The sequence below is a fragment of the Luteibacter rhizovicinus genome, from assembly GCF_004342265.1.
Classification (GTDB): Bacteria; Pseudomonadota; Gammaproteobacteria; order Xanthomonadales; family Rhodanobacteraceae; genus Luteibacter; species Luteibacter rhizovicinus_B.
The window spans coordinates 895,418-919,682 of sequence record NZ_SMCS01000002.1 but is presented as its reverse complement, the minus strand read 5'-3'; the positions used below and the strand labels follow the sequence as shown (position 1 = coordinate 919,682).

The 24,265-nt window shown below is 63.4% G+C and carries 23 protein-coding genes; 14 read left to right on the top strand and 9 right to left on the bottom strand.

Annotated features, from left to right (window positions below; all coding sequences use genetic code 11):
* Nucleotides 1-11 precede the first annotated feature (11 nt).
* The 6 genes from cyoB (at nt 12) to EC912_RS08275 (ending at nt 6,996) form a co-directional block, all read left to right on the top strand.
* Entirely contained in the window at nt 12-2,006 is a 1,995-nt protein-coding gene (gene cyoB / locus EC912_RS08300) for a cytochrome o ubiquinol oxidase subunit I (protein WP_132142722.1), read from the top strand.
* Nucleotides 1,999-2,637: a cytochrome o ubiquinol oxidase subunit III gene (gene cyoC / locus EC912_RS08295; RefSeq protein WP_132142720.1), complete on the top strand. Its 639-nt coding sequence runs from the start codon at nt 1,999-2,001 to the stop codon at nt 2,635-2,637. Before cyoB ends, cyoC begins: the two co-directional genes overlap by 8 nt.
* Complete coding sequence (gene cyoD / locus EC912_RS08290; protein ID WP_132142718.1) at nt 2,634-3,041, top strand: cytochrome o ubiquinol oxidase subunit IV; 408 nt, start codon at nt 2,634-2,636, stop codon at nt 3,039-3,041. The genes cyoC and cyoD overlap by 4 nt, the downstream gene beginning before the upstream one ends.
* Nucleotides 3,038-3,817: an SURF1 family protein gene (locus EC912_RS08285; protein ID WP_132142716.1), complete on the top strand. Its 780-nt coding sequence runs from the start codon at nt 3,038-3,040 to the stop codon at nt 3,815-3,817. The genes cyoD and EC912_RS08285 overlap by 4 nt, the downstream gene beginning before the upstream one ends.
* Before the next feature lie 307 nt (nt 3,818-4,124).
* Nucleotides 4,125-5,537, top strand: a complete 1,413-nt coding sequence (gene glnA, locus EC912_RS08280; RefSeq protein WP_132142714.1) for a type I glutamate--ammonia ligase — start codon at nt 4,125-4,127, stop codon at nt 5,535-5,537.
* A gap of 265 nt (nt 5,538-5,802) precedes the next feature.
* Nucleotides 5,803-6,996 carry an OprO/OprP family phosphate-selective porin gene (locus tag EC912_RS08275; protein ID WP_132142712.1) on the top strand — a complete coding sequence of 398 codons (1,194 nt, stop codon included), beginning with the start codon at nt 5,803-5,805 and terminating at the stop codon, nt 6,994-6,996.
* 44 nt (nt 6,997-7,040) lie between these two features.
* On the opposite strand, the gene EC912_RS08270 is transcribed toward EC912_RS08275, so the two are convergent.
* Nucleotides 7,041-8,102 (bottom strand): alpha/beta hydrolase, encoded by a 1,062-nt coding sequence (locus EC912_RS08270; protein ID WP_132142710.1) that lies wholly within the window; start codon nt 8,100-8,102, stop codon nt 7,041-7,043.
* 410 nt (nt 8,103-8,512) lie between these two features.
* On the opposite strand from EC912_RS08270, the gene EC912_RS08265 reads away from it, so the two are divergent.
* Nucleotides 8,513-8,761, top strand: coding sequence for a hypothetical protein (locus EC912_RS08265; protein ID WP_132142708.1), 249 nt, complete (start codon nt 8,513-8,515; stop codon nt 8,759-8,761).
* A 296-nt stretch (nt 8,762-9,057) separates the two neighbouring features.
* Here the strand turns inward: EC912_RS08265 and EC912_RS08260 are convergent, their stop codons facing one another.
* Together EC912_RS08260 and EC912_RS08255 are read right to left on the bottom strand one after the other, a co-directional pair.
* Nucleotides 9,058-9,843: a 3-hydroxybutyrate dehydrogenase gene (locus EC912_RS08260; protein WP_132142705.1), complete on the bottom strand. Its 786-nt coding sequence runs from the start codon at nt 9,841-9,843 to the stop codon at nt 9,058-9,060.
* An 87-nt stretch (nt 9,844-9,930) separates the two neighbouring features.
* Nucleotides 9,931-12,093: a glycoside hydrolase family 3 N-terminal domain-containing protein gene (locus tag EC912_RS08255; RefSeq protein WP_428993091.1), complete on the bottom strand. Its 2,163-nt coding sequence runs from the start codon at nt 12,091-12,093 to the stop codon at nt 9,931-9,933.
* A 268-nt stretch (nt 12,094-12,361) separates the two neighbouring features.
* On the opposite strand from EC912_RS08255, the gene EC912_RS08250 reads away from it, so the two are divergent.
* A complete protein-coding gene (locus EC912_RS08250) occupies nt 12,362-13,192 on the top strand; it encodes a PhzF family phenazine biosynthesis protein (RefSeq protein WP_132142701.1) in 831 nt (276 codons plus the stop codon).
* Between the two features lie 54 nt (nt 13,193-13,246).
* Here EC912_RS08250 and EC912_RS08245 read toward each other — a convergent pair whose 3' ends face one another.
* Nucleotides 13,247-15,526, bottom strand: a complete 2,280-nt coding sequence (locus tag EC912_RS08245; RefSeq protein ID WP_132142699.1) for a TonB-dependent receptor — start codon at nt 15,524-15,526, stop codon at nt 13,247-13,249.
* A 41-nt stretch (nt 15,527-15,567) separates the two neighbouring features.
* Nucleotides 15,568-15,996 (bottom strand): DUF2946 domain-containing protein, encoded by a 429-nt coding sequence (locus EC912_RS08240; protein ID WP_132142697.1) that lies wholly within the window; start codon nt 15,994-15,996, stop codon nt 15,568-15,570.
* A gap of 219 nt (nt 15,997-16,215) precedes the next feature.
* Between EC912_RS08240 and modA the strand changes: the two genes are divergently transcribed.
* Genes modA through EC912_RS08210 form a run of 6 tightly spaced genes read left to right on the top strand, consistent with a single transcriptional unit; the run spans nt 16,216 to nt 21,039 of the window.
* Nucleotides 16,216-16,971: a molybdate ABC transporter substrate-binding protein gene (gene modA, locus EC912_RS08235; RefSeq protein WP_132142695.1), complete on the top strand. Its 756-nt coding sequence runs from the start codon at nt 16,216-16,218 to the stop codon at nt 16,969-16,971.
* 7 nt (nt 16,972-16,978) lie between these two features.
* Nucleotides 16,979-17,659: a molybdate ABC transporter permease subunit gene (gene modB, locus EC912_RS08230; protein WP_132142693.1), complete on the top strand. Its 681-nt coding sequence runs from the start codon at nt 16,979-16,981 to the stop codon at nt 17,657-17,659.
* Nucleotides 17,656-18,378, top strand: coding sequence for a sulfate/molybdate ABC transporter ATP-binding protein (locus EC912_RS08225; protein WP_132142691.1), 723 nt, complete (start codon nt 17,656-17,658; stop codon nt 18,376-18,378). Before modB ends, EC912_RS08225 begins: the two co-directional genes overlap by 4 nt.
* Entirely contained in the window at nt 18,375-19,355 is a 981-nt protein-coding gene (locus EC912_RS08220; RefSeq protein WP_132142689.1) for a lysylphosphatidylglycerol synthase transmembrane domain-containing protein, read from the top strand. Before EC912_RS08225 ends, EC912_RS08220 begins: the two co-directional genes overlap by 4 nt.
* A gap of 17 nt (nt 19,356-19,372) precedes the next feature.
* Nucleotides 19,373-20,533, top strand: a complete 1,161-nt coding sequence (locus EC912_RS08215) for a serine hydrolase domain-containing protein (RefSeq protein ID WP_132142687.1) — start codon at nt 19,373-19,375, stop codon at nt 20,531-20,533.
* 26 nt (nt 20,534-20,559) lie between these two features.
* Nucleotides 20,560-21,039 carry a T6SS immunity protein Tdi1 domain-containing protein gene (locus EC912_RS08210; RefSeq protein WP_132142685.1) on the top strand — a complete coding sequence of 160 codons (480 nt, stop codon included), beginning with the start codon at nt 20,560-20,562 and terminating at the stop codon, nt 21,037-21,039.
* Nucleotides 21,040-21,063: 24 nt separating this feature from the next.
* On the opposite strand, the gene EC912_RS08205 is transcribed toward EC912_RS08210, so the two are convergent.
* From EC912_RS08205 to EC912_RS08190, 4 genes are all read right to left on the bottom strand, one after another.
* The gene (locus EC912_RS08205; RefSeq protein ID WP_132142683.1) at nt 21,064-22,335 is read right to left on the bottom strand and encodes an RNA polymerase sigma factor; all 1,272 of its coding nucleotides are present in this window, start codon (nt 22,333-22,335) and stop codon (nt 21,064-21,066) included.
* Nucleotides 22,336-22,454: 119 nt separating this feature from the next.
* Nucleotides 22,455-23,225: a YciI family protein gene (locus tag EC912_RS19370; RefSeq protein ID WP_165973538.1), complete on the bottom strand. Its 771-nt coding sequence runs from the start codon at nt 23,223-23,225 to the stop codon at nt 22,455-22,457.
* Nucleotides 23,226-23,235: 10 nt separating this feature from the next.
* A complete protein-coding gene (locus EC912_RS08195; RefSeq protein ID WP_132142681.1) occupies nt 23,236-23,679 on the bottom strand; it encodes a VOC family protein in 444 nt (147 codons plus the stop codon).
* 28 nt (nt 23,680-23,707) lie between these two features.
* On the bottom strand, nt 23,708-24,124 hold the full coding sequence (locus tag EC912_RS08190; protein ID WP_132142678.1) for a YciI family protein: 417 nt from the start codon (nt 24,122-24,124) through the stop codon (nt 23,708-23,710).
* Between the last annotated feature and the right edge of the window lie 141 nt (nt 24,125-24,265).

The window sequence follows — 24,265 nt, the reverse complement described above, 5'->3', positions numbered from 1 at the left end:
CGGTTATCACCATGCCTGATCTCACCAAGCTGATATTCGGTCGTCTTACGTGGGAGGCGGTTCCGTTCCACGAACCGATCCTGCTGGCGACCTTCATCGCTGTCGCCCTGGGCGGCGCGGCCCTGCTGGGCTTCATCACGTACAAGCGTGCCTGGGGCTATCTGTGGCACGAATGGTTCACCAGCATCGACCACAAGAAGATCGGGATCATGTACATGGTCCTCGGCATCGTGATGCTGCTGCGCGGTTTCTCCGACGCCATCATGATGCGCATCCAGCAGGCCATCTCGTTCGGCGATTCGGTCGGTTATCTCCCGCCGCACCATTACGACCAGATCTTCACGGCGCACGGCGTGATCATGATCTTCTTCGTCGCCATGCCGCTGGTCACGGGCCTGATGAATTTCGTGGTGCCATTGCAGATCGGCGCCCGCGACGTCGCATTCCCGTTCCTCAATAACTTCAGCTTCTGGATGACCACCGCCGGCGCCGTGCTGGTGATGATGTCGCTGTTCGTGGGCGAGTTCGCGCGTACCGGCTGGCTGGCGTATCCGCCGCTTTCCGGTATCGCGCAAAGTCCCGACGTAGGCGTGGATTACTACATCTGGTCGCTACAGATAGCGGGTGTCGGAACGACGTTGTCGGGCATCAACCTGATCGCGACCATCGTGAAGATGCGCGCGCCGGGCATGACCCTGATGAAGATGCCGATCTTCACCTGGACGTCCCTGTGCACCAACGTGCTGATCGTGGCCGCGTTCCCGGTGCTCACCGCCGTCCTTGTCCTGCTCGCCCTCGACCGTTACGCCGGTACCAACTTCTTCACGACGGAATTTGGCGGCAACGCCATGATGTACGTGAACCTGATCTGGATCTGGGGCCATCCCGAGGTCTACATCCTGATACTGCCGGTGTTCGGTGTGTTCTCCGAAGTGGTGTCGACCTTCAGCAAGAAGCGCCTGTTCGGTTATGCGTCGATGGTTTACGCGACCGTCGTCATCACCGTGCTCTCCTACCTTGTGTGGCTGCATCACTTCTTCACGATGGGCTCGGGTGCCAGCGTGAACTCGTTCTTCGGCATCACGACGATGATCATCTCGATCCCGACGGGTGCGAAGATATTCAACTGGCTGTTCACGATGTACCGCGGCCGCATCACGTTCGACGTGCCGATGCTCTGGACCCTGGGCTTCATGGTGACCTTCGTCATCGGCGGCATGACCGGTGTGATGCTTGCCGTTCCGCCGGCCGACTTCGTCCTGCATAACAGCCTGTTCCTCATCGCGCATTTCCATAACGTGATCATCGGCGGCGTACTGTTCGGCCTGATGGCCGGTATCACCTACTGGTTCCCCAAGGCCTTCGGTTACAAGCTCGATCCGTTCTGGGGCAAGTGCTCGTTCTGGTTCTGGCTGATCGGTTTCTACTTCGCGTTCATGCCGCTGTATGTGCTGGGCTTCATGGGCGTCACGCGCCGCATGAGCCACTTCGAGGATCCGTCGCTGCAGATCTGGTTCCAGATCGCGGCCTTCGGGGCCGTGCTGATCGCGATCGGTATCGCCAGCTTCATCATCCAGCTGATCGTCAGCTACCGTCGTCGCGAAGAACTGCGCGATTACACGGGCGATCCGTGGGGTGGCCGCACGTTGGAATGGTCGACGTCCTCGCCGCCACCGTCGTACAACTTCGCCTTCACGCCAATCATTCACGATGGCGATGCGTGGTACCAGATGAAGCAGCGTGGCCATAGCCGGCCGCTGGACGGGTTTCTTCCGATCCACATGCCGAAGAACACGTGGGCGGGCATCGTCCTGGCAGGGATCAGCTTCGTTCTGGGCTTCGCTTTGATCTGGCACATGTGGCCGCTCGTGATCGTCGCCTTCGTTGCGCTGATCGCCACGGCCATCGTCCATACGTTCAATTACAAGCGCGATTACTACATCCCTGCGGCCGATGTCGCCCGCGAGGAGGCAGCGCGTACGGAGCTGTTGGCCGCCCATGTCTGATACACACGCCCTCGCCGCCAACGACGCGGCCATGCCGGAAGAACTGTCGTTCTACATGACCGAGGATCACCATCCCGAAAACGGGACGTTGCTCGGTTTCTGGCTCTACCTGATGAGCGACTGCCTCATCTTCGCCACCCTGTTCGCCGTGTACGGCGTGCTGGGCCGTAGCTACGCGGGCGGTCCTTCGGGCGCCGATCTGTTCGAGCTGCCCCTGGTCGCGATCAACACGTCGATGCTGCTGCTCTCGTCGATCACGTACGGCTTCGCCGTGTTGGAGATGCAACGCAACCGCAAGCGTCCGACGCTGATGTGGCTGGCGATCACGGGCCTGTTCGGCGCCGCGTTCCTCGGCATCGAGCTTTACGAGTTTTCGCACCTGATCGGCGAAGGCGCGGGTCCGGGGCGCAGCGCGTTCCTGTCGTCGTTCTTCACCCTGGTCGGCACGCACGGGCTGCACGTCACCTTCGGCATCGTCTGGCTTATCACGCTGATGGTGCAGGTGGGCAAGAAGGGCCTCATTCCGGATAACCGCCGTCGCCTGATGTGCCTTTCGATGTTCTGGCACTTCCTGGACGTGGTCTGGGTCGGCGTCTTCAGCTTCGTTTACCTGACGGGAGTGCTGAAGTGAGCACCCACACCGACGCACACGTACAGCACGGCCATGACGATCATGGCCACGACGATGGCGCGAGCCACAGCACCTTCAAGGGATACATGACGGGTTTCGTGCTCGCCGTGATCCTGACGGCGATTCCGTTCTGGGTCGTCATGGGCCATGTCTTCGCCAGCACGAGCACCACGGCATTCGTTGTCCTCGGACTCGCCGCCGTGCAGATCGTGGTGCACATGATCTACTTCCTGCACATGAACGCGCGTTCGGAAGGCGGCTGGAACATGCTGGCGCTGATCTTCACGCTGGTGCTCGTCGTCATCACGCTGACCGGTTCGATCTGGGTGATGTATCACCTCAACGACAACATGATGCCCGGCATGATGCACGACGACGCGGCAAGCATGAAAGATATGCCTTGAATCACGACGTATCCGACGAGGCCTCGCGCGGGCCGCGCGGCCCCGTCGCGCTGGCCGTTCTCGGTTTCGTCGGATTGCTGTTGTTCGCGGGCTTCACCGCCCTCGGCATCTGGCAGATTTATCGTCTGGGCTGGAAGCACGACCTGATCGCCCGGGTCGACCAGCGCGTCCATGCGCCGGCGGTTGCCGTTCCTGGCGCAGACCGCTGGTCCTCGATCACCGTGGCAGGCGACGAATACCGGCACGTTCGCGTCACCGGCACCTTCCTGCACGCTTTGCAGACGCGCGTGCGTGCCAGTACCGAACTGGGCAGCGGCTTCTGGATACTCACACCGCTTCGTACCGGCGACGGCACGGTCGTGATGATCAATCGCGGTTTCGCGACACCCGACTGGTGCGGAGGCAAACTCACCTGCGCTCCCGGCCCCGAAGGCGAAGTGACCATCACGGGTCTGCTGCGTATCAGCGAACCCCGTGGCGCGATGCTTCAGAAAAACGATCCCGCGCGGGAGCACTGGTACTCGCGCGACGTGCAGGCCATCGCCGAAACGCGTCATCTCTCCGGTGTCGCTCCTTTCTTCGTCGACGCCGAAGCCTCCGGTTTACCCGATCCTCGCATCGCCCCGGTCGGCGGCCTGACCGTGATCCGCTTCCCCGACAATCACCTCGTCTACGCCATCACCTGGTTCGCGCTGGCCCTGATGGTGGCCGGTGGCATCTGGTATGTCGGTCGCGAAGAGCGACGCCTGCGCCGCACCAACCGCCGCTTTCTGTAGGAGCCCGCCTGCGGGCGAAAGCCAACGGAGCGGTGAAGACGGACGCTCACCTTCGCGAGCCCGATGGCCTGGCTGCGGATGTCACGCACATCTTCACCGCTCCGTTGGCTTTCGCCCGCAAGCGGGCTCCTACAATGGGGGCGGGACGGATTCACTGTGGTGCATTCAGTGTCTTAATTGCACCACATTGGCGCATGTAGCCACGCTCCAAACCTCAGGCTATGCTGCAAAGGCTTGATCCTGCTGGCCTCCCCGCTTGGCACACGCCTTGCTAAATGCACCCCGCCATCCACTCGAGGTTTGTTTTATGTCTGCCGTCGCGAAAGTGCTGAACCTGATCCAGGACGAAGAAATCGAGTTCGTCGACCTGCGATTCGCCGACATCCTCGGCAAGCATCACCACGTCACGTTCCCCTCTCATGCCATCGACGAATCCACGTTCGAAGACGGCAAGATGTTCGACGGCTCGTCCATCGCAGGCTGGAAGGGCATCAACGAGTCGGACATGGTCCTCATGCCGGACCCGGATACGGCACACCTCGATCCGTTCAGCGCCCACAAGCAGCTGATCCTGCATTGCGACGTGCTCGAACCCAGCACCATGCAGGCCTACGGCCGCGATCCGCGCTCCATCGCGAAGCGCGCCGAAGCCTTCCTGAAGTCGACCGGCATCGCCGACACGGCGTTCTTCGGCCCGGAACCCGAATTCTTCATCTTCGATTCGGTTCGCTGGCAGAACGACATGGGTCGCGTGTTCTACGAAATCAGCTCCGAAGAAGCCGCATGGTCCTCGCGCTACAAGTACGACGGCCAGAACACCGGTCACCGTCCGGGCGTGAAGGGCGGCTATTTCCCGGTCAGCCCGGTCGATACCCTGGGCGACCTGCGCGCCGACATGTGCAAGGTCCTCGAGTCGCTGGGCCAGGTCGTCGAAGTGCACCACCACGAAGTCGCCAACGCGGGTCAGTGCGAAATCGGCACGCGCTTCAATACGCTGGTGAAGAAGGCCGACGAACTGATGACGATGAAGTACGTCATCAAGAACGTCGCCCACCAGAACGGCAAGACGGCCACCTTCATGCCGAAGCCGATCGTCGGCGACAACGGTTCGGGCATGCATGTGCACCAGTCGCTGTCGAAGAACGGCGAAAACCTCTTCGCGGGCGACCTCTACGGTGGCCTGTCCCAGATCGCGCTGTGGTACATCGGCGGCATCTTCAAGCACGCCAAGGCCATCAACGCGTTCGCCAACTCCACGACGAACAGCTACAAGCGCCTGGTTCCGGGCTATGAAGCGCCGGTCATGCTCGCCTACTCGGCGCGCAACCGTTCGGCCAGCTGCCGCATTCCGTATGTATCCAGCCCGAAGGGCCGCCGCATCGAAATCCGTTTCCCGGACCCGATGCAGTCGGGCTACCTGACCTTCACCGTGCTGATGATGGCTGGTCTGGACGGCATCATTAACAAGATCGACCCGGGTGCACCGGCCGACAAGGATCTCTACGATCTTCCGCCGGAAGAAGAGAAGAACATCCCGCAGGTCTGCGCCAGCCTCGACGAAGCATTGGTTTCGCTCGACAAGGACCGCGACTTCCTGAAGGCCGGTGGCGTCTTCACCGACGACTTCATCGACGGCTACATCGCGCTGAAGATGCAGGAAGTGACCCGTTACCGCGCAAGCACGCATCCACTCGAGTTCCAGATGTACTACGCACTCTGATTCCGCTTCGCGGGGATGAGTAAAAAAACGGGCGCCCAGGCGCCCGTTTTTTTGTAGGAGCGGACGAACGAGCGGGCGGGTAACAGCGAGTCAACAGCGGAACCCCACGGTACCGCAACGCGGCCGAAGTGGAGTGATCGCCACGGCGCTCGTGGCCGCCTGCAGGCGGCCGATCGTCCTTAACCTCAAGAACGTCACAGTCCGGTCGTTATAAGTTGCGGTATACAAAGGCGAGCGTGCCGCCGCCTGCCTCCGGGGACTCATAATGACCAAGCGCCTTCCGGTGCTCCTGCTTTCTTTGCTCGCGCCCGTCGCCGCCGTTGCGGCCGATGGCGACAGCACGCCGTATAGCTTCGGCAACAACTGGCCTACGCACTACGTTTTCGCGGACGGTACCGACCTCGGCCTTGCCGTGAAGTATCAGTACGACATCGACCGCTTCTCCCACGACGGGGGCACGTTCGAGGACAGTCAGACGAATCGCCGCAAGGAACTCGGCTTTTACGTCCGCAAGAAGGATGTCTACGACGCCACCGCCGTATTCGATTTTCAGGCGAAGACCTGGCTGGACGTCTATATGCGTGTGCAGACCAAGGCGTTGTTCGGAACCGACGCTGGCGCGATTCGTTTCGGCTACGACAAGACGCCGGTAGGTTTCGAAGGTGTGACAGGTACCGGCTCGACGACCTTCCTCGAAACCGCGCTTCCGGTCCAGGCGATCTATGCCGGTCGGCGCATCGGCGTCGACTGGGCGTTGCAGCGCCCGCACTACGTGTTGAACGTCGGTTACTACTCCGGCGGCGACCTGCAAGGCGATGCCGATGGACGCATGATCGCGGGTCGCGCGGCGTGGGTACCGTTCAACAAGCCGGGCGACGTGCTTCACCTCGGCGTGTCCGCTTCGCGCGAAGAGCCCGAAGGCACTACCGACGGTCGTGGCGTGTATCACCCTCCGACGTCACGCTTGCGCGCGCGACCGGAAGCCGGCCTCGTAGATCAGCGGTTGATCGACTCGGGTGCGCTCACGCCGACCGACTATGTCGATCGTCGTGGATTCGAAGCGTTGTGGATCCGTGGACCGTATTCGCTTCAGGGCGAATACCTGACGGCGAAAGTGAATCTCGACGACGCGCGTCCTGCTTACCACGCAAGCGGTTACTACGCGTTCGGTAGCTGGGTACTCACGGGCGAATCGCGGGGATATAGCGGGGGCAACGTCGCCGACCTGAAACCGAAAGGGCCGTACGGCGCTGTAGAACTCGCGGTGCGCTACAGCGAACTCGATCTGGACGATGGTCCCATTCTGGGTGGCACGGAGCGCGACTGGACGTTCGGGGCCAACTGGTACATCAATCGCTATCTGAAATTGCAGGGTAACTACGTTCACGCGACCAGCGACAGACGCGATGTGCGCATCGATCCGAACGTCGTCGAGGTCCGGGCGCAGGTCATGTTCTGAGAATGACCGGATGGGATGGAGGGCATCCCATCCGGTCGGCGCACTCAGAGGGAGTTTCCGAGATAACGCCTGAGATAGGCGCGCAAGGCGCGTGCCCTGACCGGGTTGCTGAAAGCCGAGCGTCCAGAGCGTTCCCCGGTGTCTTCGCGAACAAAATCGCATCCGGAAAGCTTGTTCTCCGGAACCTGGCCGGTGAGGAGATACCGTCCCGCCGCCTTTTCTACGCACGGCGTATCGGATTGCCCGAAAATACTGTGACCGTTCATGTTGCGGGCAATGACCATATAGGCATTGTTATAGTCGTTCAGCGCCTTCGTGGCGTTCGTTAGCGGGGTATGTGTATCGTGCTCCGCGTGAATCATAAGAATCTTTCCTGCGGAATGCAGCGGCTCCATTGACGGACGGCGCGTGACCCGCTCGCCCCAGTAGCCGCACAGATTGAATGCTTCGTTGGTGCTGCCGCCGGGATAGCGTCGAGCGTTCTCGCGTGCCACACCATTCCAGTAATCCGGCTCGGTTCTGCTGGCGGTGTCGTTGCATCGTACGGCGATATATACCGACAGGCTCTCCGGCGAGGTAAGCGGACTCGCCTCGGGACGGTCGCCGTAATACATGGCGACAAGCTCGCGGGCGAACGACTTTATGGCAATGTCGATACCGTTTACGGAGCTGAATCGGTGCGCTTCCACGCGAGCCATGAAAGCAGGCTGTGCCATCAACGGTTCGGCACGAGCCCATTCGGCCAGGGTAAGTGCGGCGGCGAGCGCCTCGGGTGAGGTTACTCTCGTCGCCCATTCCGCACGGGCGCGCTGTGGCATGTTGCCAAACCGTTCGACGATCGCTTCCTCATCGTTACCGAGGCCATAGAGATTGGGTTGTGCGATCGCGGGCTTTACGGCGAGACGCAGGAAGCTGCGGTGTTTTTCCTGGGCGCTGGCGAGAACGGCATCGTCGAAACTACCAGTGAAATCCATGCTGGAATCGAGAAGCATGCGCCCGACATTCCCGGGGAACATCGCGCCGTACCATGAGCCCAGCCACGTGCCGTAGGAGCCACCGTAGAAATTGAGCTTCGGCTCATTCAGAGAACGCCGTACGAGATCCATATCGTATGCCCCCTGCTCCGAGCTGATATACCAATGGAACGAATCCCGCGTGCAGTGGAAGCCCAGGTCGCGCGCGGCCTGATCGGCGGCATGGAGATTGTCGGAACTGAGATCGGACGCCAGGACATTGTATGGACCTGGCTCCGGCGAACAATTGAATAGCTGTGTACCCGGGAGGCCGCGTGGAATGACACCGACAAAGTCGTATCGCTCGACGAGGCGCTTCTTATCGCCATGGATAACATCGTCGGGTTCGATGAGCCCCCAGTAATCGACGAACGCCGGAAGGATGCTACGGGACTCTGACCCGGTCCGCCTGGGTTGAAGAAGATGGTGCCTTCGCGCATGGCCGGATTTTCGGCTTTGACGCGTACAACGCCCAGCTCAACCCGGCCCAGATCGGGGCGGAGATGATCGATGGGGCCTATCAACGTGCCGCATTGCAAACGATCCCCCAGGGCTTCGGTCGTGGAGTCCGGTACGGCATCGCCGCAGCTTGTCCAGACAATATTGGCTACGTCCTCGTTGAGCGAAGCGAAAGCTGTCTGTTGAAGGAGCAGAGCGGCAAGGCCACCGACGATGAAACGATTCCTTTTCATACGGATTTCCATGTGAGTAATGCACGGCAGCTTAGACGGTCAATGATCGAGTGTGATTAGGCATATTCGTCTCGGCGTGTAGGCCTCATCCGTCAGTGCGGCAGCAGGAACTCACCGCGATGTTTCACTTTCCGATACTGCGTCGCAGAGCATCTGGTCGGACATGGAGAAACCAGAGAACTTCCGAACGTTCGCGAAGGTCCTCTTCACGGCGTCTCACCGCCATCCGGAGCAACCCCGAGGTCGCCTTCGAGCGGGCGTTGGGCGAACATCCGACCGAGATGTTCCTGAAGGTCCAGAGCGATGTCACCGATGTCGGGAAGTAGGACGTTAACCCTGCGACGTTCAACCGGCGGTTAGCTCATGTACCAGCCGTGGCTCACGGTAATGGACTGGCCTGTCAGGGCGTTCGAGCCGAATGCAGCCAGGAATAACGCGACGTCCGCGATGTCTTTCACCGTGGTGAATTCGCCATCGACCGTGTCTTTCAACATCACGTTGCGGATCACTTCCTCTTCCGTGATGCCGAGTTCCTTCGCTTGTTCGGGAATCTGCTTTTCTACCAGCGGCGTGCGCACGAAACCGGGGCAGATCACATTGGCGCGAATGGCGTGCTCCGCGCCTTCCTTCGCCACCGTGCGTGCGAGGCCAAGGAGGCCGTGTTTTGCGGTGACATACGGCGCTTTGAATTTCGACGCGACGTGCGAATGCGCCGACCCCATGAGGATGATGGAACCGCCGCGTCCCGTCGGGATCATCTGGCGCATCGCGGCGCGTGTCGTGAGAAATGCGCCATCGAGATGGATCGCAAGCATGCGTTTCCAGTCGGCGAACGCGAAGTCGACCAGCGGCGAGATGACCTGCACGCCGGCATTGCTTACCAGAACATCGACTGGCCCCCATGCCGACGCGATGCTGGCGAATCCGGCATCGACCTGCGCCTCGTCGGAGACATCCATAGCGATACCCATCGCCTGGCCGCCTTCGGCGATCATCGCCTGCGCGGTGGCAAGCGCGGCGTCTTCGTTGATATCGGCGACGACGACTCTTGCGCCGGCGCGCGCATAGGCGCGTGCGATTTCGCGGCCGATACCGCTGGCGGCACCGGTAACGAGGGTGACTTTGTCGGTCAGATCATGCATGGCGAAGCTCCGTCGGGACTGCCGCCGATTATGCGCCTGCATGCAGCGCGACCCCATTGCCCAAAGGTCGGTATGCCCGACTCACCATCAACCGCGCAGCGTGAACTCCGCCGCTTCGCCGCCTTCCGACGATCCTGCGATCCAGACGTCGAACGCGCCGGGCTCGGCGGTGAACGTGCCATCGCGTTGCGTGAACGCGACATCGGCGCGGGTCAGCTCGAAGCTGACTTCGACCGACGCGCCGGGTACGAGATGAATCTTGCGGAAGCCCTTCAGTTCCTTGACGGGGCGCACGCGACTGGCGACGCGATCGTGCACGTAGAGCTGGACGACTTCTTCGCCGGCCACCTTGCCGGTGTTGGTGACGGTAGTGCTGACGACAAGGGTGTCGTTCCAGCCGATGCTCGCGGCACTGACCTTCGGCGCGGTGTACTCGAACGTCGTGTAGCTGAGGCCGTGTCCGAACGGATACAGCGCTTCATGCGTGATCTCGCGCCATCGCGACTTGAATGCAGGCGGCTGGTCGGCGAGTTCGGGACGGCCGGTGCGCAGGTGGTTGTAGAAGAACGGCTGCTGGCCCGCGTCCTGCGGGAAGCTGACGGGCAGGCGACCTGCCGGGTTGTAATCGCCGAACACGACATCGGCGATCGCGGGACCCGTCTGGCTGCCGAGGAACCACGTGACGAGAATGGCGTTTGCGTTGCGGACCGCGCCGGTGAGGGCGAGCGCACGTCCGTTCTTCAGCAGGATGACGACAGGTGTGCCGGTAGCAGCCACGGCTTCGATCAGCTGCTGCTGCGCGGGCGGCACGATAATCTGCGTGCGCGACTGTGCCTCGCCCGAATAATTCTGAGGCTCGCCGACGGCCAGAAGCACGACATCGGCGGCCTTCGCCGCGGCGACAGCGGCTTCGATGCCGCCTTCGATGGGCTCTTCGATACCCGAGCCTTCCACCACTACCAGTTCTGGAAGTACGGCGCGCAGACCGCTGGCGATATCGACGTGACGCGTCTTGTCGCCAAACAGGGTCCAGCAGCCTTCGAGGTTGTCCTGGTCCGCGCCGAAGGGTCCGATCAACGCCACGCGCTGCCCCGTCTTGCGCAACGGAAGCACGCCATCGTTCTTCAGCATCACGATGGAACGTCGTGCCGCATCGCGTGCCAGTTCGCCGTGGGCTTCGCGCAGCGAATCGTCGGCTTCGCGCACGGGATCGAGCGAGCGGTACGGATTGTCGAACAAACCGATCGCGGATTTCACCGAAAGCACGCGACGCACGCTTTCGTCGAGCATCTCCATCGAGACTTCGCCCTTCTCGATCAGGTCGGGAAGATGCGCGGCATACAGGCCGCTTTGCATGCTCATGTCCACGCCTGCGATAAACGCCAGGCGCGCGGCGTCGCGTTCGTCGGCGGCGTAGCCGTGCGCGACCAGTTCGAAATCGGCCGTGTAATCGGAGACGACGAAGCCTTCGAACGCCCATTCGCCGCGCAGGATGTCCGTCATCAGTTCGCGACTGGCCGACGCCGGCACGCCATTGATGTCGTTGAATGCGCTCATGATCGTCAGCGCGCCCGCGTCGAGCGCCGCCTTGAAGGGCGGCAGGTGCACGTCGCGCAGGGTCTGCTCGGAGATATCGACGCTGTTGTATTCCATGCCGCCGGCCACCGCGCCATAGGCGGCGAAATGCTTGGGCGTGGACAGCAGCGAATCGGTTGCCGTCAGGTCGGTGCCCTGGAAACCACGGACGCGAGCCGCGGCGAAGGCACTACCCAGCACGACATCCTCGCCCGAACCTTCCGCACCGCGACCCCAGCGCTGGTCGCGCGCGATGTCGACGGCGGGAGCGTAGGTCCAGTGGATGCCCGCCGCGGTGGCTTCGACCGCGGTGACCCGCGCGGTGCGCTCGGCCAGGTCCGGTTCGAAGCTGGCGGCTTCGCCGAGCGGAATCGGGAACACGGTGCGCATGCCGTGGATCACATCGGCGCCGAGGATCAGCGGAATGCCCAGGCGGCTTTCTTCGATGGCAACGCGCTGTGCCTCGCGACCTTCCAGCGCCCCCACGCCGTTAAACAGCGCGCCGACGAGGCCAGCCCGGATCTGATCCAGCACTTCGCTCGCGCCGCGTGCGTTCACTTCCGGGTTCACGTCCGGCGCGAAGGGGCGGACGGCATCGGCGAACACGCCCAACTGGCCGACCTTCTCTTCGACGGTCATGCGGGCGATGAGGTCTTCGATGCGGGGATCACGAATCATGGGCGAACACTCTTGCAGCAGGGGGGGCACAACGGCACGTCACGACCGCAGCGGGGGAACAGGCCGCGAAGCATACCGGTATCGACCCGCTTCCGGGCCATGTAACGTGCGTTACGTGAAAACGATTACGTCGTTGCGGCGCAAAGGGTACAACGGATTGCTGGACACGGGATATGCCCCCGGGCCGGGTCAGTCGCGCGGGGCCATTCCCACGGTCTCGCAGTAAGCGTGAGACCCGCGTGGCGTCCCACTATCATCCCCTCCCATGACCACCTTCCCCTTCAAGCAGCTCGACGTCTTCACGTCGACGCCCACCCAGGGCAACCCCCTTGCCGTCGTACTCGATGCCGACGGTCTGTCGGACGAACAGATGACCGCGTTCGCGCGGTGGACGAATCTCAGCGAAACGACCTTCCTGCTCCGGCCGACGCTGCCCGATGCGGATTATCGCGTGCGTATCTTCACGACGACCGGCGAGCTGCCGTTCGCGGGCCATCCCACACTGGGATCGTGTCGTGCATGGTTGGAAGCGGGCGGGCGTCCGAAGGCGAAACACGTCGTGCAGGAATGCGGTGTCGGGCCCATCCGGATTCGCCTCGACGGAGAGCGCCTGGCCTTCGCCGCGCCGCCACTGCGTCGCGATGGCCCGCTCGACGAAGAAACCATCGAACGCATATGCCGTGGACTGGCTATCGGCCGCGATCGTGTCGTTGCCGCGACCTGGGTCGATAACGGCCCGGGCTGGCTGGCCGTCCTGCTCGAGGATCGCGAGGATGTACTGGCGGCGAAACCCGATCGAAACATCCTCGCCGGCATGAAAGTCGGTGTCGTCGCACCGTGGAGGAACGGCGACGCGGATGTGGAGGTCCGCGCCTTCATTCCCGGCGACGGCATGCCCGAGGACCCGGCAACCGGCAGCCTGAATGCGGGTATCGCACAGTGGCTGATCGGAAGCGGCCGTCTACCGTCCCGCTACGTGGCGGCGCAGGGCACGGCACTTGGCCGCGCCGGCCGTGTCTACATCGAAAGCATCGATGGCGACATCTGGATCGGCGGATCGGCGGTGACGTGCATCGACGGTAGCGTCAGTCTGTAACGTCCGCTTCGATGCCGATATAAGGAGCGCGGCTCGCCGCGCTCCTTTATCCATTCACAGTCTGTACTTCGCTTCGACCATCACCGTGCGCGACGGGTAGGGGTAATAGACGTAGTAACGACGATCGGTGAGGTTGTCGACGCCAACGCCCAGGTCGAGATGATCGGTGGGCCGGTAAACCAGCTTCGCATCCCAGGTAAGGAACGCGCTGGCGCCGCCGAACGTATTCGGGTCGATGTCGCTATGGTCCAGCGTGTTGTACTGGCGCCCGGAATACCGGCCCGCCAGCGTCAGCATGGTGCGTTCCGAGGTATGCAGCGTCGCGACCAGGTTCGCCCGCCAGCGCGGAATGCGATAGAACTGCTTGCCCACCGATGCCGGATTGCGCTCGTTGCGCACCGTCGTGGCCTGCGTGTACGCCGCGTTGGCGGAAAGATCCAGCCGGTCCCACCACACGCCCTGGCCGTCGTAGCTGGCTTCGGCGCCGCGCGTGCGTACGAGTCCCACGTTCTGGACATTGGTGACGTTGGGGAACACGGTCGTGTCGGTCTGACTGAACAGCGTATTGCGCGTATCGCTGCGATAGAGCGAGAAACGCGTCACGCTGTTGGGGTGGTACCACTCGGCCGTCAGTTCGCGCGACAGATCGTTTTCGGGTTTCAGATTAGGATCGTTGTTGACGAGCGAAATGCCGTTGAACGTACCCTGGAAGAGTTCGCTCACCGTCGGAAAGCGGTAGGCGCGCGCCGCCGAAAATCGCAGCACGAGATTGTCCGCCGCCTGCCATGACAGCGACGCCTTGGGCGACGTGTGCGTTTCCTTGCGCTGTGGATAGTTCGTCGACGCCGTCGCCGTGGCACGCGTACCGTCGAAGGCGCGCCACTGCTCGAAGCGTGCGCCGGTCGTGAGTTGCCAGCGATCGGCGAGCTGCCAGGTGTCCTGAATGTAAACGGCCTGGGTCTGCGTGCTGCCGCCGTTGCCGCCCTGGTCCGCGCCGGCGCCACCGCTGCGCCACTGGGTGAGAGCCGATACCTCGTTCTTCAGCGCGTAGCCGTCGTAGTGATAGCCGAAGCTCACCCAATGGCTATTGGGCGCGAGGGTTTCGGGCCGGTAACTGGCGCGCAGATCGAAGGTTCGCCAGCGGCTGCCGTCGCCTGCGGTGAGCTGTCCCGCGCCATTGTCCGTGACGGACGAAGCCACGCGATCGCGGTTGCGGTCCATGTCGAAGTACGAGGCGTTGGCCTCGACGTTCCAGCCCGTCTCGTTATGCGTGCCGAGGGATGCGCCATAAAGATAATTGCGGCTCTGTCGCGTGCTCGGAGCAAAGAAGTTCGCGGGCAACGTGTATTGCCGACCATCGATACTTACCGTGCCGCTGTAAACAGGACGTCCCGAAGCATCGCGCAGGAAGCTCTCCGTGCGATGCGAGAGGTCCTGATTCCAGTAACCCATCGTCAGGCCGCCCTGCAGGGTCGGTGTGAAATCATAGGCAAGCTTGATCCGGGCTTCGTCCTGGCTCGTCGCTTCCTGGCCCTCGCTGTTGACGCCGAGCACCTGGCGCGGGAGGCCGTTCGCCCCCGTGTCGGCGATGGCGCCGGTTACCGGATTGACGGTGCCGGGGCGCGACGAAAGGTTCTGCGTCGCATAGACCAGCGGCTGTCCGTTGGCTTGCAGATGCGCCACGCCGATCAGGAGGGACAGATTGCCGATGCGATCGCCCAGCGTCGCGGCCTGCCGGCTGCCGCCGAAGTCGCGATTCACGCCGTAGGTATCGACGTTTTGGGTGAATCCCTGTACTTCGGCGGTCATCTCCAGCTTCGTGGGCATGCGCGTCGTCATCACGACCGTCGCGCCGATGGAGTTGCCGGGATAGAGCGCCGAGTAAGCGCCATAGATGACGTCGACACGCGCGAGGTTGTCCGGAAACGCCATCGACCAGCGCGGCGGGGTTCCCCAGGTATTTCCAAGCAAGTTGCTGAGCAGCAAACCGTCGAGATAGACCAGGCCACGGGCGCTCTGCTGGTTGCTGGTGCCGCGTACGGAGAACGTCGCGTTCTCGTCGCCGACGAAACGTTTGCGGATGCCGAAAGCCGGCATGTACTTCAGCGCGTCTTCGGCGTTGACGATGTTCAGCCGGTCGAGCTTCGCGGCCGTTACGCTTTCGACGACGGCGGGAATGTTGGGATCGACGGCGGGTGCGTCGCCGGTGGCGGAAACGCGTATTTCCTTAAGGGTCTGCGCGCGCTGCGGCTCGTCGGCATAAGCCGGCAGCGCGAATGCGCACGCGATGGCGACAGCCAGTGGGCCGCCTTCGTACAGGGAACGAATCGACATGTGAACTATCCGGTTTTCGGAGAACGAGGGGATCGGGAGGATCAGACGTTCGCGAAGCGCGGTGGACCACGTGGCGGTGCATGAAGGACGAGCGGTGCATCGATGCCGTGCTTGACCGGCAGCGTGGCGGCGACGAAACCGGAGAGGGGAAGCAGGTGCGCGACGAAGGCAACCGTACCGACCGTGGGATTCTGGGCCAGCAGCGTGCAGTAACCGCAGGCATCCATGTGGCCGATGTCGTGGCCATCGGGCTGGGCATGGTCGACGAGGCCGGCGCGGCCTTCGCACCATGCGCCGAGCTCGGGAAAGGCGGACGCCGCCGGCATGGCCCTGGAGGCCACCGGCGCCAGGATCGACAGCCAGATGGCGAACATCGCCATCCACGCCATGAACCGGCTCTGCGTTACGCCACGATGCACGCGCATCCCCTGAAAACTGAACCCCGGACCGGGGTCCAGGGATGATCGCACGCGGATGTCGCGTTGGGGCTGCGACAAACGGCCGCGTCTTCAGAGCATGGTCGGGGCGCGATCGCGAAACTCACCGCACCGCACCGCACTGGGCCCCTGCCTGCGCAGGGGCGACGGTGAGGGAGTTTTCGTCGACCTTTCCTCTCCCGCCCGCCCCACATTGACCCCTCGCACGCCACCGCCCACTATGGCGCTCATTCGCCATCGGAGCCACGGATCATGCGCCGAATCTTCCCGCGTATTGCCCTCGCCGCCGCCTTGCTTGCCGGCGTCACCGCGGTATCCGCCGCCGACCTTGTCGTGTCCGCCGCTTCCAGCCTCACCGACGCCTTCCAGGCCGTCGGCAAGGCTTATGAAGCGAAGCATCCCGGCACGCACGTCGTATTGAATTTCGCCGCATCCGACGTGCTGTTGCGCCAGATCGCCAGCGGTGCGCCAGCGGACGTGTTCGCCTCGGCCGACCAGACGGCGATGGACAAGGCGGTCGAAGCGAAGGCAGTCGATGCGGCGACGCGGAAAAATTTCGCGACGAATCGCCTCGTGCTGATCGTTCCGGCCGACGGCAAGACGGCGATTTCCTCGGCCGCCGATCTGAAGCGCGCGGACGTGCATCGCGTGGCCTATGGCGATCCCGCGTCGGTGCCCGTGGGTCGCTATACCCGTGCGGCGCTCGAAGCATCGGGCCTTTGGGACGCCGTGTCGGCAAAGGGCGTGCTGGCGCAGAACGTACGCCAGAGTCTCGACTATGTCGCGCGCGGCGAGGTCGACGCCGGCTTCGTCTTCGCCACCGACGCCGCCATCATGAAAGACAAGGTGACCGTGGCCGCCGTCGTGCCGACGCCTAAACCCATCAGCTATCCGGTCGCCGTGGTCGCCGGTTCGAAACAGGCCGGCGAAGCGAAAGCATTCGAAGACTTCGTGCTGTCGAACGACGGGCAGGCGATCCTGAAAACCTTCGGTTTCCTCGCGCCTTGAGACTCCTGTGAGCGCGATCTGGATACCGCTCGCGCTCTCGTTGAAGGTGGCGCTATGGGCGACGGCGATCAATCTCGTCCTGGGCGTGGCGGTTGCGTTCGGCCTGTCTCGCTGGCGTTCGCCCGCTCGCGAAGTGGTCGATTCGATCCTTACCCTTCCGCTGGTGCTTCCACCGACCGTTCTCGGCTATTACCTGCTCGTGTTGCTGGGTCGTCGCGGGGTGTTCGGCGAATGGCTGGATCGCGTCGGTATCCAGCTGGTTTTTACGTGGCAGGGTGCGGTGATCGCATCGACGCTGGTGGCGTTCCCGCTGGTGCAAAAGGCGGCCCGCGCCGCGTTCGAGAACGTCGACCCGCAACTGGAGGACGCCGCGCGCGTGCTTGGCCTGCGCGAACTGGCGGTGTTCTTTCGCGTGTCGCTGCCGTTGGCCGCGCGCGGCATCACCGCCGGTGCGCTGCTCGCCTTTGCGCGTGCGCTCGGCGAGTTCGGTGCGACCCTGATGATCGCCGGCAATCTTCCGGGGCGTACGCAGACGCTTTCCGTGGCGATCTATGCCGCGGTACAGGCCGGCGACGACGCGACCGCCGGTACGATGGTCCTCGTGACGTCGGTCACCTGCGTGATTGCGTTGTTGCTTGCCGGTTGGCTGTCGCCCGATCGGGCGAATATCCGGAGGCATCGCTCATGACGGTCGATGTCGCGATCGTGAAAGAACTCTCGGCGGACGATCGGCGCTTCACGCTCGATGTCGCGTTCTCGTCGGACAGCCGGCGCATCGTGCTTTTTGGTCCGTCCGGCGCGGGCAAGAGCCTCACCCTGCGCGCTATCGCCGGCCTGCTCACGCCCGACGCAGGCCATATCCGCGTACGGAATCGCGTGCTGTTCGATGCCTCGACGGGGGTCGACCTCGCGCCAAGGCATCGTCAGGTCGCCTACCTGTTTCAGGACTATGCGTTGTTTCCACACCTGACCGTGGCACAGAACATCGGCTTCGGGTTAACGAGCGGTCTCCTGAATCCGTCGCGTCGCGAGCGCGGCCGGGCCGTCGCGCACTGGCTCGATACCTTCGAACTGCGCGGCATCGCCGACAGCTACCCCGCGCGCATTTCCGGCGGCCAGCGCCAGCGCGTCGCGCTGGCACGCGCGCTGGCCAGCGAGCCGGGTATCGTCCTGCTCGACGAACCTTTCGCCGCACTCGATCCGGCCCTGCGCGGCCGTATGCGTCGCGAACTGCGCGAACTACAGGCGCGCCTGGACCTCCAGTTGCTGGTCATCACCCACGATCCGGACGATGTGGACGCGCTCGACGGTCACACCATCGAAATCAGGGATGGCCGGTTGTGGGAAGATGCGCGACCCCCGGCACGCGACGCGGGTCCCCTGCGCACGGACATCGAACCCCAGTGAACCGCACCACCCGTCCTCCGGACAACGCCCAACCCCATAAGGCCTGGCTGGGCAAATCGGTGCACTACGTGCTCGCGATCCTCGTGGTGGCTGGCGCCGCGTGGGTGCTGAACAAATACATTTCGAAGATGGCCTGGCACGACGTGCTGGCGGCGCTGGAACGTACGCCGCGCTGGCACGTCGTCGGCTCCGTCGCGGCGACGCTGGTCAGCTGGGCCGCGCTCGCCACCTACGATCTGTTCGCCGTTCGCACCGTCGTACCGGGGCAGGTTTCCACGCGCATGGCATTGTTCTCCGGTGCCACGTCGCATGCCGTCTGCAACGCACTCGGATTCCACGCGATCACGGGTACGGCGCTGCGTTATCGCCTGCTGGCCATGCGCGGCGTCACCGCTCCCGACGTCGCGCGCATCGTCGGCCTGGTTGGCTTCAGCGTCGCCATGGGTTTCGCCGCGATAACGTGCATCGCGCTGATGCTCGAACCGTCGATCACCAACGGCTGGGGACGCTGGCCGGGCGTTGCCCTGATCGCGGCCTTCGGCGCGTTGCTGATGTGGCTCTCGGGCAAACACACCGACCTGCGCATCGGAAAATTCTCGACGCCCGTACCCTCCGCACGATCCGCCGGTGCGCAGATCGCGATCGGCGTCGTGGAAATGAGCGGCGCGATTGCCGCCATGTATCTTTTACTGCCGCCGGAAATCGCCGGCGATTTCGTCGACTTCATTCCGATCTACATGGGTGCGGTCATCGCAGGCATCGTCAGCAACGCACCGGGCGGCATCGGTGCATTCGAGGCGTTGACGCTCGTAGCGTTTCCCGAGCAGGCACGGCCACAGGTACTCGCGGCGCTGCTGGCCTACCGGGTCATCTACGGCCTGGTTCCGTTCTTTCTTTCGTCGCTGGCGCTGGTGGCGTTCGAGATCCGCCGTCGCGCCCTGTTGCGCAGGGACTCCGCGGCTGTTCCCAGTCGCTGAACTACCCAGGTAAAACCATGCGTCTCTATCGACTTTTCTGCATCGCGGCGCTCGGTCTCTGCGCTGCCTGCGCGACGACGCCATCGGCTCGCCGCACCGACGTCCTGTTCTGGAACCAGAGCCAGCGCGAAACCCACTTCCGCGCCATGGAAACGCAGTACGCCAGCAACCGGATCGCGCATGGCACGAACGTGCACGCGCTGCCGGCGGGCGCGCCGTTGCTGCCGCGCTGGAACGACGGAACCACGCTCGACAGCTATATGTCCGACCACCACGTGGCGGGGATCATGGTGCTCCAGGACGGCAAGGTCCGGCTCGAACGCTACGGCCTCGGTTTCGGCCCGACCCAGCACTGGACCTCCTTTTCGGTCGCGAAGTCGTTCACATCCACGCTGGTGGGTGCGGCGCTGCGCGACGGCAGCATCCACGACCTCGACGATCCGGTGACCCGATACATCCCCGCGCTATCGGACAGCGGATACCGCGACGTGACCGTGCGCCAGCTTCTGACGATGACGTCGGGCGTCCGCTGGAACGAGGACTATGTGGATCCGAACTCGGACGTCGCGCAGATGTACGAAGGCGCGCGCGTTCCGGGCACGCCCCTCCTCGTTTCCTATATGGCGAAATTGCCGTCCGAATCGAAGCCGGGCACCCGGTGGGTCTACAAGACGGGCGAGACAGACCTGATCGGCATCCTGGTAACGCGGGCCACCGGCCGCACGCTGGCAGCGTACCTGTCGGAAAAAATCTGGAAACCGTATGGCATGGCGCAGGACGCCATCTGGCTGAAAGACCCCGTCGACGGCACCGAGGCGGGCGGCTCGGGCGTTTCGGCCACGCTGTCCGACTATGCCCGCATGGGGCAGTTCCTTCTCGATGGCGGTGTCGCGAACGGCAAGCCGGTGCTGGCGGACGGCTGGCTGGCCGATGCCACGCGCAAGCATGCCGACATCGGCGCGCCGGGCCGGGGTTACGGTTATCAGTGGTGGACCTTCGACGGTGGGCGTTACGCGGGCCTGGGTATTTTCGGACAGGTCCTTTATCTCGATCCTTCGCGACACCTGGCGATCGTGCAGCTGGCCGCATGGCCGGTGGCCACGGACAGCGCGCAGACGCGCGCCCGCCAGGCTTTCATCGACGCGGTTACCGCCGCCGTGGACGGCGGAGTAAAATAGACGCCCGACGAACGCAGGAACCCGCCATGGCCCTCACCTGGGACGATCTCATCTGCAAGCCCGACGCCGAGGCTATCGAAGCCCTTGCGAAGGCCTGGGAATGGCGCGTTGGCATCGCGTTTACACCGCTGCTGTTCACGGCCCTGGGCGATATGTTCTACGAAGCGGACGAGGGCGGCGTGTACTGGCTCAATACGGGCACCGGCGAGAACGACAAGGTCGCGGAGACCGTGCCGGAATTCAACGAACTGCTGCGCGGCAAGGACGTACAGGACGACTGGTTGCTACCGCTGCTGATCGAAGCACTGCGCGACGAAGGCAAGGTTCTGCGTCCCGGCGAGTGTTACACCTATGTCACGTTGCCGGTGTTCGCCGATGGCGTCTACGAGCCGCACAACATGCGGCCCGTACCCGCCATCGAGCACTTCAGCGAAACCGGCGAATTGATCGAAGCGATTCAGGGCCTGTCGGACGGTACGGACGTCGAGTTCGAAGTCCGTCATTAATCGTCCGATGTTCATTCGCGAAGTTTACGCCGCACCGCGCGAACACGCCTCCGCACGCGCCGCCAGCAACGCCTGTTCGCGTGCATTGCGCGCAAGACTGCCGGCCCGTTCGAATTCCTGCCGGGCTTCGTCCAGGCGACCCAGCCGGAACAGGAAATCGCCGCGTACGCTGGGCAGCAGGTGGTAGTTCTTTAGCGAAGGCTCGTCCAGCAACGTGTCGACGATGGCGAGTCCCGCGTCCGGACCGGCGGCCATCGACACGGCCACGGCGCGATTCAGCTCCACGATGGGCGACGGGTTCAACGCCATGAGTTCGGCATAGAGCGACGCGATGCGCGTCCAGTCCGTCTGTTCGGCGACCAGCGCACGCGCGTGACATGCCGCGATGGCGGCCTGCAACGTATACGGGCCGCGCGCATCGCGCAGCCGCTCGGCCAGTTCCAGCGCCGCCAGGCCGCGACGGATCAGCAGTCGGTCCCAGCGTGCGCGATCCTGGTCAAGAAGCAGGATCGGTTCGCCGGCCGGTCCCAGTCGCGCACCGGCGCGCGACGCCTGAATTTCCAGCAGGGCGACCAGGCCGTGCACTTCAGGCTCGTGCGGCATCAGCCCGACCAGCACGCGGCCAAGGCGCAGTGCGTCCTCGCACAGGGTGGGGCGCATCCAGTCGCCACCCGCGGTCGCGGTATAGCCTTCGTTGAAGATGAGATAGACGACCTTGAGTACGGAAGCGAGCCGCGCCTGCAATTCGTCGCCACGAGGCACTTCGAACGGCACGCCCGCGTCGGCCAGGGTCCGCTTGGCGCGCACGATCCGCTGGGCGATCGTCGGTTCGGGCACGAGGAACGCGCGGGCAATCTCCTCCGTCGTCAGGCCGCCCAGCAGGCGCAGTGTCAGCGCCAGTTGCGCGTCGAGCGAAAGCACGGGATGGCAGGCAACGAAGATCAGGCGCAACAGGTCGTCGCCTATGTCGTCGTCGATCGAGTCGATCAGCGCGTCGTTTTCCGACTCGGCCAACGTTTCCACGTCGTACGCGAGGGCCTCGACCTTGCGGCCGGCCATGCGCTCGCGGCGGATGCGATCGATCGCGCGATGCTTCGCGGTGGCCATCAGCCATGCGCCCGGATTGTCCGGCACGCCGGCTCTGGGCCAGTTTTCCAGCGCGGCGACCAGCGCATCCTGCGCCAGCTCCTCGGCTAACCCGACATCGCGTACGAGGCGGGCGATGCCGGCGATAAGACGTGGCGATTCGATCTTCCAGATCGCATCGATGGCACGGTGGGTTTCGGTAGCGGTCATAGCCACCGATCACACCACCGCCTCCACCGGTTGCGCAAGGCACGGTGCGGCAATATCCATGCGTTTACGTTGTAGGAGCGCTCTTGAGCGCTCCTACACAATCCCGGACAACAAGCCAGTCAGGTCGCCGCCGATACCAGCTCGGAAACCTCGTAAAGCTGACGGATTTCCACCCGGGCCGAATGGCGGTTCGGGAACGGATAACCCTTCACCCATTCGATGACATCGTCGATGGAGGCCATGCGCAGAATCCAGTAACCGGCGACCAGCTCCTTCACCTCGGCGAACGGTCCGTCGATGACCTCGGGTTTGCCGCCGCTGAACCGTACGCGCTTCGCGCTGGCGCTCGAACGCAGGCCTTCGCCGGCAAGCAGAAAGCCAGCCTCGATACCCGCCCGGATGCCATCGGCCATCGCGCCGAGCACCACCGGACCCGGATCGACATCGCGTTCGGCATCGTCGTCGGACTTCAGCAGCACGGCGAAGCGGGGTTTCGTCGCCTCGTCGTCGTTGTCGGGATTCGAGAACCCCGGAAGACCGCCGGGGCAACCCATCGAACGGATATCGAGGCAGACCTCGCCATGGCCGTCGATAGTGGGCCAGCCGCGCACCCAATCCACGGCGTCGTCCAGGGACTCCGCTTCGATGATGCTGAGGCCCGCCACCAGTTCCTTGGTTTCCGCGAACGGTCCGTCGACGACCGTGGCCTGACCGTTGGCGAAGGTGACCCGGACGCCCTGCGAACTGGGCTTCAGTCCTTCGCCTGTATGCAGACGGCCTTCCGCGGCGAGCGTATCGATGTATTGCGCCATATCCTCCAGCAATTCCTGGCTGGGCGGCATGCCGGCTTCTGTGTCGTTGTCCGCTTTACGGACGATCAGGAATCGCATGGCCACTCCTTCAGATCTGGGGACCGTTGATCATCCACGGCGCACCGAATTTGTCGATACACATGCCGAAGCCCTTGGCCCAGAAGGTCGGTGCGAAAGGCATCGTAACCTGACCGCCTTCGCTCAGGGTCTTGAACGCACGCTCGGCCTGAGCCACATCGTCGAAGACAACGGCCAGATTGCATCCGTGGATGCCGTTGTACGGATAGGCCGGATGGCTGTCCGAACCCATCAGCACCTGATCGCCGATTTCCAGCCGGATGTGCATCAGCTTGTCGCCCCAGTTCGCCGGGATCTCGCCGGGACCGCAGCCCTCGCCGCTACTGGGCTCCGGCGATGCCGGCATCTCCTTGAATCGCGAGATCATCGCGATCTTCCCGCCCAACGCCTTTTCGTAGAACGTGAATGCTTCTTCGCAATTACCGTTGAAGATCAGATAGGGCTGAAGTTTCATGATCGGGGAATCCTTGACGTGGGGGGAATTAGTGCTTGGCGGTGAGATGGGCGCGGATGCGTTCTTCCTGCTCGCGGGCCTCGGGCGTGAATTCGACGCCGAAGTCTTCCGCTTCGAAGACCTGGCGGATTTCGATTTCCGAATCCTCCATGGGAACGCGCTTCACCCACTCGATGGCCTCGGCGAGCGACCTGACCTGGATCATCCAGAAGCCAGCGATCAGTTCCTTGGTTTCGCTGAAGGGCCCGTCGATGACGTCGCGCCGGTTGCCGGTAAAGCGCACCCGGGCGCCGCGGGACGTGGGGTGCAGGCCGTCGGCGGCCAGCAGGACACCCGCCTTGACCAGTTCTTCGTTGTAGTGACCCATCCGGGTCAGCAAATCCTGGCTCGGCATCACGCCAGCTTCCGAGTCCGCATTGGCTTTGACTATCACCATGAAACGCATGTTTGTATCTCCTTATAAGGCTGCGCGAGCGGGGGAATCCCGCGCTCTTGTGATGACGTCGAACAACGGCGACCGGAATCGACATATCGGAGCGAAACATTTTTGCCCTGATAATCCGACTTGTCTTTGTCATCTATATCA